We start from the raw sequence: 13764 nt of genomic DNA on the forward strand, positions 1-13764 counted from the left end.
TTGGCTTTCTTCTCAAAATCTTTACCGAGATGATAGGGGGGACGAGTACTTTAGGATCAGATTTCTATGTGCTTGTCTCAATCAGAAAAGTGGGTAATCAACACAATGCTACAGCCCCAGGCAGTACTTTCTTAAAATAAATTCCCTCCATTTCGAAAAACTTGCCTATAATTGCCGACTATTTCTATAGACTTTATATGACCAAGGTGACAGAGCCTGATTTCAAACCTATTGTAATACAGCCAGCAACAAAAGCAGAGCTGATCAAAAAGAATACGGATAAATCCCAGGAGAAGCGGTGGAAGAAAATCGCTTACCTGTCCCTGCTCACCCTGGCTGTTTTATTTATTGGTTTTGCGGTCTATTCATACGTAACGTATGATTCACTCATCTCTATTAGTAAAGATCTGTATGCTCAGATGGATGAGAAATTCCTTTGGATGCTTGTTGTTGGATTTTGTGCGCAGTTGGTTGATGGCGCATTGGGTATGGGTTATGGTGTGATCTCAACAACCCTTTTACTCTCAGGCGGGCTGAACCCTGCAGTGATATCCGGAAGCATCCATACGGCGGAGATGTTTTCAAGCGGTGCTTCAGGCTTTAGTCACTATCGCTTTGGGAACGTCAATATGAAGCTTTTCAAAACCCTGCTTTTCCCTGGTATTGCTGGTGCAGTGATAGGAGCCTTGCTGCTTGGATATGCCGGCGAGAACTATTCAACGTGGATACGGCCCGTAATATCCATTTATACGCTGCTCCTTGGGATAAAGATCCTGATGAATGCATTTAAGGAAAAGCAAAAGGCCCAAAAGGTAAAAAGGGCAGGATGGCTGGCCGGAGCCGGAGGATTTCTGGATTCATTTGGTGGCGGCGGCTGGGGACCACTGGTTACCAGTACCCTGATTTCTAAAGGCCGAACCCCGAAATATGTTATCGGCTCGGTGAGCTTGACCGAGTTCTTCGTGACTATGGCAAGCGCACTCACATTCTTCGTGATACTCGGAGTTAGTCACTGGCAATCGATTATTGGCCTTATCGCCGGTGGAATTCTTGCCGCACCTCTTGCTGCACGACTGGTTGGCAAACTCCCCCTGAAGAAGATGTTTATTGGTGTAGCTACGATCGTTATTATATCCAGTATCAGGATAATCTGGAATTCGATTGATAAGCTTTTCTAAGGAGTATCAAGTAGCAAGTATCAGGTATCAAGATACTAAACGCTGCAGCAAGTCGCCTGCTCTCCGCCAAGTCTTCATACTTGATACCTGACACCTGATACCTGGCTCTTCGTTCAATGTAAGTTCCCACTTTACACTAAACCTGCCTTATCTTTTAAAGTAATCCGCAATAGCAGTATGATAAACAGTCTTTCCTTCTGCCACCCTTGACTTACACTCCGCATACTTCAGCGGATCCTTCAGCACCTGCTTCGCATAGAGCACCGCTTTGCGAAAGACCTCGTTACTTGCCTGCTGTTTATCACTCAGAATGACTTTGCTTCTATCCGGAATCTTTGATACTACCGTTCCGTAACTGTACTGCTTAAACAGCAGCTGTCCGTTAACCTTCCCGCTTAATCCGTACATCACAACATTTCGTTTTTGTTTTGCCATGGTGTGTCGAGTTTTTTCCTATCACGCAGGCAGTTCTAAGGAAGTTTCATTTGCCGTTCATTTGCCGTTCATTTGCCGTTGAAAGGCATGTGAGCAAAAGGCCTGAACTTGGATATCATCGTTATGATCGTTAACTTTAAAATTAAATCCACGACCATGAAACCTGCATGAGCTTCCCGCTCACCCAACGAAATGAATATCTGCTCATGCAAGCTTCATTACCATTAAAAACAAATTTTATACAGATGAAAAATTATATCAAAATACTAGGTTTAAGCCTGTCTGCTATTATGCTGATAGGTGTGTTAAGCTTCACGTATAAAGCACAGAATAATAGTATCATTAATGGCGCATGGAAATTTCAAAACGGGCCGGTGGAGCAGGTCCTGGTCATTAACGATGGCTACTTCATGCACACCACTTTTGATAAATCGAAGAAGCAGCTGATTGCTACCCGGGGCGGGGCATATAAGTTTGCTAACAGTCAGCTCGAGGCAACAATAGAGTTCAGCCCTAACTTTAAAGAAGAAATTGGACAGACGAAAAAGTATTCTTTCTCGACAAATAAAGACCGCCTAGCCTCCGACATAAATGGCAAAAAGGAAATTTGGACCATGCTGGATAATGGTAAAGGTCCGATGGTAGGCACATGGAGAAGTTCCGGCCGTATGGTGGATGGCAAGGTTGTATTAAGTCCGCCGCGGGCAAGAAAAACCTTTAAATTAGTGACCGGTTCAAGATTCCAATGGGCAGCCATCAATGCTGAAACAAAAGAGTTCTTTGGTACCGGCGGAGGCAGCTACACCTATGCCGATGGTAAATACACTGAAACTCTGGATTTCTTCACGAAGGATAGTACCCGCGTTGGTGCCTCACTAACGTTTGACGGTAAAATTGAAGGTGATCTCTGGCATCATTCCGGATTAAGCTCTCAGGGAGCTAAGATGTATGAGATCTGGAAAATGGAGCCCAAGCAATAGGTTACCACCGCATTCGCTTTAATTGTTGCCTGATTTGCGGATCGCTTTCTCCCAGACGGCGCTTTGCCGATTGCTGAGATACCTGCCGATTCCCCTTATTACGGCATAATTCATTACACAAAAGTAGTAGGGGATGAAAAAAACTTTTATGCGCATCTGCCGGTTCTCCAGAGCCATCCCAGCCACAGCAGCCGCATAAAATAATACCTGCCCGAAAAGCAATGACCAGTAGATGGGGTGAATCCTTTCAACTACTAGCTGGATATTGAGGATCACTAAAATGATCAATAGGAATGGGACGATAGTCCACCGTAGCACGCGATGGCTAATGTATTGAAAGCTCAGCAGGCCATATTTAAAGATATTCAATAAAGGCAATAACCTCATGATCGACTGGATACCTCCCGCAGCGATGCGGATCTTTCGTTTCAGTTCCTCTTTGATATTGTGGGATGCGTATTCTAGTGCATATGACTCTGGCTCATAAACGATCCGGTATTTCTGCTGAGCGATGAGCATGGAGATCATAAAGTCATCGAGTATGGTATCGTCGGGCACGGGCTTATATAATTCTCGGCGCACACTGAAAAGCTCGCCTGCAGCGCCCACCACCGTATTAAGTTCCGAATCCCACTTCTTCAATGCTGATTCATATTTCCAGTAAAAGCCTTCACCAGCCGTGCCCGCGTCTGCAGATTCCTCTACTCGTATTCTCTTTTCCCCCGCAACAGCGCCAATCGTTTTATCAGAATAGTGCCGTGCGATATTTACCAAAGCCTGTTTGTTCAGAATGGTATTGGCGTCGGTGAAGATGACTATTTCGGAAGATAATGTATCAAATGCCCGGTGCATGGCAGCTACTTTACCCAATCGCTCAGTCCGGTGCATCAGCCTGATCTGAGGATATTCGGAAATGATATCAGGTGTATTGTCGCTGGAACCGTCAGTTATAAATAAGCTCTCAAGCTTGCCAGATTCATAATCGAGCTCCAGGGTATTGGCTATCTTCTCACGTATAAAAAGTTCCTCGTTATAGGCAGCGATTACAAGGGTGCATGAAGGCAGATTTTCAATCAGCGGCAGCGGTCGTTTACCCCTGAGCATCCGCCTGAGGCGAACCAGCAAAAACAGGAGGGCACCATAGCCCACGAAGGTATAAACGATTAGAGCAAAGGTTATCCAGAAGGTGATGATCATAGAGACCAGTTTGTGTATTTGCCCGTTAAGGTATAAAATTTCTGGCCAGGGTTAATTTTATAGCTCATAGCTATCTGTTTTATGGGTAAGGTTCCACCATATGGCTTTGAAAAAGGATGATGCAAGATCAAGCCTTTTACTGATTAAATAGCCAATTAAATTCCGTGGAGTAACCACAAATAAGTAATAAATGCAGAATATCAAGACAGATAACGCCGGTGCATTTCTGCGGATAAAAAGAATCCGGTTACGTGTCATAAAGTATTCTTTCAACGGACTGGCAGCACCCACCGACAATGATTCCTTATGCCTTATCTGAGTTTTTGGTGCCAGCCAGATGGTGTAACCCGCCCTTCTGATCTTCTCACACCAGTCCATCTCTTCAAAGTATAGAAAATAGTTTTCAGGCATAGGGCCGGGTTTGTCGAGGGCTTCCACTCTGACCATCATAGCCGCACCGTGGGCATAGGATGTGGGTCCCAAATGTGCGTCGTACTGCCCCTGATCAAGCTCAAATTGCCCAATGCACTTATTACGGCCGGTATTGTAATTCATGGCAGTAAATCCGGCGTATTGTATAATTTCTGGACGATCGAAGTAAACAATCTTCGGACTTACAGCACCAATTGACGGGTCTTTATCCAAAATATCAACCAGTGCTGATATCGTATCTTCAAAAAACTCGGTATCGTTGTTTACAAAGAATAGGTAGTCGCCCTCAGCTTGTTTTATGCCCAGATTATTACCGCCGGCAAAGCCGAGATTTTTAACAGATCGGATATACTTGGCGTCCGGATAGTGATCCCGCATCCACCCGGTCTGGTCGGTTTTACTCCCATTGTCGACAACTACAATCTCCAGATTACTGTATCTGATCGATCGCTTTACTGAACGCAGGAGCTCCAGTGTAACATCCGCATGGTTGTAATTTACTGTAATGATGGATACTCTTTTCAATCTTGGCGCATGCTAGGGGGGTAAATTAACAAAAAATAATGCGGAATTGCGTGCGGTGATTTATTATGCCAGGGAGCTGGTAATTAATCAATTATTACATCTTTCAGCAAATATGTAATATTATTATCTTTACCCTTCAGGCGCCTGTGGTCAGTTCTCTAACCTATTGCCTGCTACTACTTTTAACAAGGATTATTTTGGAAAACACAAGCGAACAAGGCACAGGCCTGGCCCGTTTTAACGGCAATCATGCATCGAAAGAAACTGTAGAAAGCCATCTTGACAAGCTTATTGACATGCTTTTAGAGGAACCATTGGAGTATAAACAATCCCTGCTATTGCAGGACAAGATCAATACCCTGACGGATCTTTTGAATAATGAGACGAATCATTCCAGCGGCATGTATAGCATCAAAATAGAGAGTGCAACAGCTAGGCGACATAACCTTGCTACCAGGTTTTCAAGGATCATAAGAATGATCATTGCTGTGCTGCTGATATTACTTGGTTTCGGGATGATCATTATGCCTGCGCCGCCATATTTTGAGATGTTCACCCTTTTTTACCTGAACCCCAATGATGGAGTGACAATAATGGACGTAATTTCATTAATTGTGGCATTCACAGGTGTTTCCTTGCTGATTTCATCCATTCTGAAATTCAATTCGGGGCTTGTAAAATGAGGAATGATTTCCCCGCATCGGGGTGCCACTTCTACATGTACACTGTTGATTTTCTATGTAGTATCAAATAATCGCCTTTGATAGCTAATGAGCGACGAATTATCCTCCTCAGGAACCATGGCTTAATATTTGGATATTAGGGGGCGTGAATTGCCTTTTAGCTGCTCTCAAACAGAAAAAATTAGGTATATTGAAATGGTATTTTTTTGGGGAACAGATAAGGTTGTAATAGGTTAAATGAAGGTTTTTTTTACTTTTTTACTGGGGTTAATAATTCTTACTGCTGAGAGTACGTTTGCTCAGTTTCCATATACGGATAGTTTCAAAAATTCTACTGCAACAGGAACTGTGGTAGGTGGCGGTGCTAAATTGACTGCCGGAACTATTGACCCGGAAGGTAATGGTTACCTACGGTTAACGGAGAATACAGCAGAGCAAAGTGGATTCGCCCGAAATACCACTGTTTTCCCATCGGATAAAGGTCTGCTGGTAACTTTTGAATATTACTCATACGGTGGGCAAACAACGGAAACCGCCGACGGGATCTGTTTCTTTCTTTTTGATGCCACTGTACTCAATGATCCAGCTGATCCAGCAAACGGATATAATAATCCGGGTTTTCAAATTGGAGGTATTGGCGGTTCCTTAGGGTATGCCGGGTATAATGGTGCGCCAGGTTTAAGAAAGGGATTTCTAGGTATTGGATTTGATGAGTTTGGGAACTTCGCTACGAATGATGGTGGAAAAAAGGAGGGAAGCTTAGGGGTTGTTGATAAAATTCGGCAAAACGTTACGTTGCGAGGCGATGGATATGGTACAAGTAATGGTGCAGGCAATTATGAGTTTTTAAAGCGTATCATTACTACAACTGAACTTACCCCCGGTTTTAATGTGGAAGGAAAGGTTGATGGTCGGACACCGGGATTCAATTCATCTAATCCTGGCTACCGAAAAGCTACAATTGAAATTCTTCCAAATGGTGCTAATTCTTATAAGATTAACGTCTGGATTGTAGAAGGAGGTGTTGCAACTCCTCATCACCCGGTGGTTGATTTTATTTACAACGCGACAATACCACCAAATTTGAGCTATGGCTTGGCCGCATCAACCGGGGGATTCACAAATTTGCACGAAGTAAGGAATATTGATATCGTAATACCTCCTTCTTCCGCAGTGAAACCCGTTGCAGTCGCAGATGTTTCCACAACGTCTGAGGATACGCCAGTTACATTTAGTATTATCTCAAATGATTACGATGCGAATGGTAATTACACACTTAACCTGGGCAGTATAGACTTAAACCCAAGTGTTGCTGGAGAGCAAAAAACATTGACAACTACTGATGGAACGTATACGGTTAATAATTCGGGGATTGTCACATTTACACCAGCATTGCATTTTAGCGGAGCTGCTGCAGCCATTTCATATACAATAAAAGACAATGGCTCAGGCGGGGTTGTTCCAATCGAGGAAAGTTTGTCAGCAACGATCAACGTAACTGTTACGGCTGTTAACGATGCCCCTGTTGCCACTGTGCCGACGGTAATTGAAATCACTGAAGATACTCCGAAAGCTATAACCGGCATTTCTTTTTCTGACCCGGATGCCGCTGGTGCTACAGTTGTTGCTAGCTTTTCGGTAGAAGCAGGGGCTCTTACCGCAGCATCAGGCGGTGGGGTTACTGTTAGTGGTGCTGCTACCGCAATAACTTTGACAGGAACGCTTGCTAATATTAATGCGTTCATAGCGGGCGGCGGGGTGAATTATGCACCCGTAACCAATTCAAATGTTGACGTAATTTTAACTGTAGGAATAAACGATAACGGAAATGTAGGTGCAGGTGGAGCTTTATCTAGTACTAAAACATTGATTTTAGACATTCAGCCAGTAAACGATCCACCCATTCTGACAAGTATAACTAAGTCGGGTAACGAAGATTCGATCATACCTTTTTCAGCAGCTGATTTTACATCGAAGTTCTCAGATGTTGATGGTAATTCTATCACCAAAGTTAAGATAGTGGGCCTGCCACCGGCTGCTGAGGGTGTTTTGAAAAAAGGAGATGTGCCTATTACTGCAGGAGAAGAGATCTCATTCGCCGACCTTCCTTCCATTACATTTACTCCGGCACTAAACTTTAATGGAACCGTCGCCCCGTTTAGCTGGAATGCGTTTGATGGCACTGTATACGCCGCGGTAGATGCAACAATCAATATCACAGTCAACCCGGTAAATGACCCGCCGATAGTTAATAATATAGATAAAACCGTCGCTGAAGATGTGACCATGACTTTTACGGCAGCTGATTTTACAGGTAAGTACACCGACGTAGAAAATAATCCCCTAGTTAATATCACTATAGTAAGTCTGCCCTTGAATGGTTCCCTGAGAAAAAGTGGAAGCCCGCTTATAGCAGGGGCAGTGGTTCTTGCTTCAGAACTTGCTAGCCTGACGTTTGTTCCCACGACTAATTTCAATGGTAACACCAGTTTCCTTTGGAAGGCATCTGATGGTAATAGTGATGCCGTTTCCAACGCAGCAGTTAACATAGTGGTTACTCCTGTTGACGATCCCCCTGTAGCAGTCAATGACGCAGCTTCCACTGAATCCGGCACCGCCGTAACCTTTAGCGTTGTTGCAAATGATACGGATCCGGATGGACCTGGTACTATTGATATTACTACGGTTGATATAGATCCTGCGACCGCCGGAATTCAAACAACATTCGTTGTAGCGGGCCAGGGGACTTACATAGCAAATAACAATGGGACAGTAACGTTTACCCCACTGTCAAATTATGATAGTGGCGTTGGTACAGCAACACCTGTTTTGTATACAGTGAAAGATAATACCGGACTCACAAGCAACTCCGCTTCAATTGCCGTGAAAGTAACTCCTAAAGTTGCCCCAGTTGCAAACGCTGATGAAGCCACAACTGCTGAAAATGTAGCGGTAACTGTGAATATTTTGGCTAACGATACAGATGCCAACGGGAATAATACGATCAACACTGCGACTGTTGATTTGGATCCGTCTACCGGCGGCAGACAAAATAGCTTCACGGTTGCGGGCCAGGGCAGCTATACCGTTAATAATGCTGGCGTTGTCACCTTTACACCGGTGCAATATTACAATAGCGCTCCGGGTACTGCTACGCCTATTTCCTACACCGTTAATGATAATAGTGGGTTAACAAGTAATGCCGCTACAATTACCATCACGGTTACTTCGGTACCGGACGCACCCGTGGCAGTAGCAGACGCAGTAACAACTAATGAGGATAATTCGGTTACGTTCAGCGTTATTGCCAATGATTTCGACCGGGATGGCAATAGCACCATCGACCCAACAAGTGTTGATTTTGATCCGGGAGCTGGAGTAAAAACGAGTCTTGTTGTCGCGGGTGAAGGGACTTACACTGCAAACCCAAATGGCACAGTTACCTTTGTACCTGTTGCGAATTACAATAGTGGTGTAACTACGGCAACACCGATCAGCTATACTATCAAAGATAATACTGGTCTCACGAGTAACGCTGCTACAATTACGGTAACTGTAAATTCAGTAAACGATTTACCAGTAGTTTCAAATGTTCCAAAAAGCGGAACCCAGGGACAGACTGTTACTTTCACCGAAGCTGATTTTAAGAGTAAATACACGGATCCTGAGAATTCTCCTTTAACCAAAATCAGGGTGGTAAGTCTTCCTCAAAATGGCACCTTGCGATTATATGGCGCAAGCATTACCGCTGGACAGGAAATTCAGGTAACCGACCTCGAAGGAATTACTTTTGTTCCTGTCGCGAGTTTTAATGGAATCACCAGCTTTTCGTGGAACGGAAACGATGGAGCTGGCTATGCAGCAGTAAATGCTAACGTTGTAATTACTCTCAGTGCGGTCAACCAGCCGCCTGTTTTAACACCTGTTATAAGGAATTACACCGGGAATTCAGTGGTAACCTTTGCAGCTAGTGATTTCACTAATCAGTTCACTGATCCGGAAGGGAATACGTTAACAAAGATCAAGATTGAAACTCTTCCTACTTCTGGTAAACTGAAATTATTCGGAGTAGATGTTATTCCTGGACAAGAGATCCCTGTGGGTGATATTTCCGGACTAACCTATGTTCCTGAACCAGGTACCAGTGGGACTTACAACTTTACATGGAATGGTTCAGATGGAACAACTTACGCAGCTGCAACATCTACAGTATCGATAAATGTCACGCCAACAAACGTACCCCCTGTTGTAAGTGATATTGCAAAAAGCGGAACTGGCTTCGCGGATATCACATTTACCACAACAGATTTCACTTCAAAATTCACTGATGCGGATAATAACAGCCTCGTCAAAGTAAAGGTGATTAACCTTCCCCTTAATGGTACGCTGCGACTCAATGGAGTAAATGTTATTGCCGGTCAGGAAATACCTCTGCTGGATTTGCCTAAGCTGAGTTTCCAGTCGGCGCTTAACTGGAGTGGTACTACAAGCTTTGCCTGGAATGGTTTTGATGGACAGGTGTACGCTGTTAATAATGCAAATGTGACGATGACCGTTATCCTGCCGGTAGATCCAAATGCAAAGATCGGTGTTGCAAAGAGCCTAACCTCAATTAGTGATGGTGTAAATGGGACGTATGATGTCAAATTCACCTTTACCCTGGCTAATTACGGGCCTAATGCTCTGGAAAATATAAGTCTCAAGGATAATCTGGCGCTTGCATTTGCAGGAACCGAGTTTACAGTAAAGACTATTACTGCAACTGGAAATTTAAGGGTCAATACTTCATTTAACGGAAATGGCGATACGGAACTGTTATTGCCTGCAAGCCGTCTAACAGGTGGTGAAGAGAGAAAGGTGGAGCTGGAAATAAATGTAAGACTGGTATCCAAATCTGGATCTTTCTTTAACTATGCAATTGGCGAAGGTACATCAGCAATTACCGGAGCTAAGGTTCAGGACAGATCAACAAACGGCCTCAAAGCTGACCCTGTAGTAAATGGCGATGTCAGTTTATCGGAAGTTACATCGATAGACCTGGCCCCGCGGCCAACGTTTATTCCTGATGGGTTTACTCCTAACGGTGATGGAATAAATGATAATCTGATCATTCAAAATACCTTGAATCAGAAAATATCACTGGAGGTGTTTAACCGTTGGGGAAACCGCGTCTTCAGATCGGTTGACTATAAAAACGATTGGTCCGGACGCTGTACGGAAGGAATATATCTTGGTCAAGATATCCCTGATGGTACGTATTTCTACGTCGTCATGGTCGATAATAAGAGTAAATATGTTGGAAGCTTAACGGTGCAGAGGTAATGGTGAGATTTCTAAGAGCGATAATTTTTAGTTTGGGGCTGCTTACAATTGCTGCTGATGCCGCTAATGCGCAGCAGAATGCTATGTATTCTCAGTATGTTTTTAACACTCTGGCCTATAATCCTGCATATGCTGGCAGCAGGAACGTGTTTTCAGCAACCGCGCTATACCGAAACCAATGGTCGGGAATTAAAGGTGCCCCAACCACAGCAACTTTAACTGCTGATGCACCTTTCAAAGGCGATAAGATTGGATTAGGCATCCAGCTAATTAATGATGAGCTGGGTGTTACAAAGACTACTGGTGCAGCCTTGAGTGGTGCATACAGAATTACGATGCAAAACGATGCGAAGCTGTCGTTTGGCTTGCAGGGTAGTATCAGCAAGTTCGCCGCTAATTTCACTTCTCTGGATCTGGGAAGCGGCGGGAATGATCCGATCTACCAGCAGGACATTAACAAGGTGCTTTACAATTTTGGTTCAGGGATCTATTATTCAACTGAACGGCTTTACATCGGGGTGTCAGTTTTAGACATGCTGAATAATCGGCTGGGCGAAGATGCATCTGAAGCGAGACAATCTGGGCATGCATATGTAGCGACAGGGTACGTATTTCCGCTTAGCGAAGATTTTAACTTAAAAACTGCGGTCCTGTTGAAAGGTGTTAAAGGCGCTCCAGTACAGGCAGATCTTAATTTGACTTTATGGATTAAGGATATTTTAGCAATTGGGGGTGAATATCGTACTAGTGCTGATATTTCAGGATCGATGGAGGTGCGTGTTACACCACAGGTGCGCTTAGGTTATGCGTACGACCGTAGTACAACAAGCCTGAAAAGCTTTAACACTGGCAGTCATGAATTTATGATCAGATATGTATTTTCATTTGATCAAAGTAATGCTTTATCACCGCGATATTTTTAAAGACATCAATGAACAGACTCATCGCACTACTTTTAGTTTTAGTACTACACCTTGGCGGAGGTAGCTGCTTTGCTTTTTTTCAGGAAGACGATGGGCCGTTAATGCAGAAGGCAATCAGGGAGTATAATGCGCTCAGATTTGTATCGGCTATTAAGGAATTAACCAAGGTTATAAAGAAAGATCCTCTTAATATCAAAGCGCAGGAGCTGCTGGCATCAAGTTATCGTAACACCAAGGTATATGATGAGGCTCTCCATTGGTACGCTGAGCTTACCAATCAAAAACATATCAAGCCTGAATGGGCATTGTATTACGCAGAAGCGCTGGCAAATAAAGAGCGATATGAAGAATCTGAAAAATGGTACAGGAAATATTTAGCACTGCAGCCAACTGATAGAAGAGCAGCGGCTTTCAGCAAAGCTAATCTTGGTGCTTTGAGCAAAGACGAGGGAAACTGGGACATTGAGTTTTTGAATATCAATAGTGATGCGTCTGAATATTCACCTATGTTTTACAAGGACGGACTGATATTTATCAGCAACCGGAATGAAAAATCTCGCTACATGTTTGCATGGGATCAGACCCCTTATACAGATATGTTTATAGTTGATGATCTGGAGGATATCCGTGAAAGCGACGAGTCATCTATCGAACGCCGTTTGAGCGGAAAAAGTGATAAACCTAATTCCCTGGTAAGCCTCTTGTTTGGACATGGCAAAGCTGATAGTGCCGGTGCCAGTGAAATTGCACGACTCCTGCAAGGGAAAGTGAGGTCGAGTTACCACGAAGGCCCGGCGGTAAGATTACCTGAGGGCTCCTTGATGTTTACAAGAAATAATTACAATAATAAGAAAGCCGGCAGCAGCAGTGCAGGGATAAATAAACTTAAGCTGTATACCGCTTTGGGGGATAATTGGGACGAAATTGTTGAATTTCCTTATAACAATGATGAATACTCAACCGGCCACCCGGCAATAACTCCTGACGGTAGGGTATTGATATTTGCATCTGACTCACCTCGCGGTTATGGTGGCACAGATCTGTATTACTGTGTAAGAACTTCAGAGCGGGGTAACTGGGGAAGACCGGTAAATCTTGGTCCTAAAATTAATACTGAAGGCAACGAACAATTCCCCTATGTAGACAAGAATGGGAAATTATACTTCTCTTCCACTGGTTATCCGGGACTTGGCGGTCTTGATATTTTTGAGGTGATGCTAAAAGATATGAAGCCTGTTGGTAAACCACAGAATCTGGGTGCGGGCATTAACTCTCCTGCTGATGACTTCGGCTTGATAAAAGAAGATGGGACTGACAATGGCTACTTCAGTTCAAACCGTCGCGGTAATGATGATATCTACAAATTTAAGAAGCTTGCCTTCGCTGTTAAAGTTCAAGGTTTAGTTCTTGACTCCAGAACAAATACACCAATTGCAGGTAGCAAGGTTTTGGTTAAGCATAATGGAATTATTGATACCCTGCAAACCAATCCGTTTGGAGAGTTCACAATGCCTCTCGGGAAATCTGATGATTACGAGCTGAGCGGTAGGGCTCTCGCCTATGTTAGTAAGGAAGAGTTCATAAGTACCAGAGGTATCGACAAAGATTCTACCATTAGAATGGTTTTGAGGCTGAATAAGGCAGAGAATGTTCAAAAATGGGTTTTAACTAATTGTGATTCCTTGAAAACTGCTTTTGCATTTGAGAACGTCCATTACGAATTGGATAATGCTGAGCTGCGCAGTGAAGACTTCGACAAACTTAACCGTGTAGCGGATGTGATGAAAAAGAATCCACAGATCAGTGTCATCACATCAAGTCATACAGACAGCCGCGCGTCTGATAGCTATAACAAGGATTTATCGCTCAGAAGAGGTCAGTCGGTTAGGAGCTATCTTGTAAGCCGGGGTATTAGCGCTGATAGAATAGAAGTAAAATATTACGGTAAGAGTCGACTCGTCAATTCGTGCGAAGACGAAATGAATTGTTCTGAGGCGGATCAGGCCTTGAACCGTAGAACCGAATTTGAAGTAATTATAAATAACGTGAATCTGGCACAGCTAGATTGCAAAAAATGATATTAGAAAAA

General features: G+C 43.7%; 9 protein-coding genes. 6 read left to right on the forward strand and 3 right to left on the reverse strand.

The window, feature by feature from the left end; genetic code table 11:
• Positions 1–197 precede the first annotated feature (197 nt).
• Positions 198–1178, forward strand: a complete 981-nt coding sequence (locus tag B5X60_RS14515; RefSeq protein ID WP_079703444.1) for a sulfite exporter TauE/SafE family protein — start codon at positions 198–200, stop codon at positions 1176–1178.
• A 147-nt stretch (positions 1179–1325) separates the two neighbouring features.
• On the opposite strand, the gene B5X60_RS14520 is transcribed toward B5X60_RS14515, so the two are convergent.
• Positions 1326–1613: a hypothetical protein gene (locus B5X60_RS14520; protein WP_079703445.1), complete on the reverse strand. Its 288-nt coding sequence runs from the start codon at positions 1611–1613 to the stop codon at positions 1326–1328.
• A 245-nt stretch (positions 1614–1858) separates the two neighbouring features.
• Between B5X60_RS14520 and B5X60_RS14525 the strand changes: the two genes are divergently transcribed.
• Positions 1859–2593 carry an energy-coupling factor ABC transporter ATP-binding protein gene (locus tag B5X60_RS14525; RefSeq protein WP_139377494.1) on the forward strand — a complete coding sequence of 245 codons (735 nt, stop codon included), beginning with the start codon at positions 1859–1861 and terminating at the stop codon, positions 2591–2593.
• Positions 2594–2611: 18 nt separating this feature from the next.
• Here the strand turns inward: B5X60_RS14525 and B5X60_RS14530 are convergent, their stop codons facing one another.
• A complete protein-coding gene (locus B5X60_RS14530; protein WP_079703447.1) occupies positions 2612–3790 on the reverse strand; it encodes a glycosyltransferase family 2 protein in 1179 nt (392 codons plus the stop codon).
• Positions 3791–3847: 57 nt separating this feature from the next.
• Positions 3848–4747 (reverse strand): glycosyltransferase family 2 protein, encoded by a 900-nt coding sequence (locus B5X60_RS14535; protein ID WP_079703448.1) that lies wholly within the window; start codon positions 4745–4747, stop codon positions 3848–3850.
• A gap of 197 nt (positions 4748–4944) precedes the next feature.
• On the opposite strand from B5X60_RS14535, the gene B5X60_RS14540 reads away from it, so the two are divergent.
• The 4 genes from B5X60_RS14540 (at position 4945) to B5X60_RS14555 (ending at position 13753) form a co-directional block, all read left to right on the forward strand.
• Complete coding sequence (locus B5X60_RS14540; protein WP_079703449.1) at positions 4945–5430, forward strand: hypothetical protein; 486 nt, start codon at positions 4945–4947, stop codon at positions 5428–5430.
• Between the two features lie 237 nt (positions 5431–5667).
• A complete protein-coding gene (locus tag B5X60_RS14545; protein WP_079703450.1) occupies positions 5668–10752 on the forward strand; it encodes a tandem-95 repeat protein in 5085 nt (1694 codons plus the stop codon).
• Complete coding sequence (locus tag B5X60_RS14550; protein ID WP_079703451.1) at positions 10752–11675, forward strand: PorP/SprF family type IX secretion system membrane protein; 924 nt, start codon at positions 10752–10754, stop codon at positions 11673–11675. The genes B5X60_RS14545 and B5X60_RS14550 overlap by 1 nt, the downstream gene beginning before the upstream one ends.
• 8 nt (positions 11676–11683) lie before the next feature.
• Entirely contained in the window at positions 11684–13753 is a 2070-nt protein-coding gene (locus B5X60_RS14555; protein ID WP_079703452.1) for an OmpA family protein, read from the forward strand.
• The last annotated feature ends 11 nt before the right edge of the window (positions 13754–13764 follow it).

This window comes from Daejeonella lutea, from assembly GCF_900168015.1.
Lineage (GTDB): Bacteria > Bacteroidota > Bacteroidia > Sphingobacteriales > Sphingobacteriaceae > Daejeonella > Daejeonella lutea.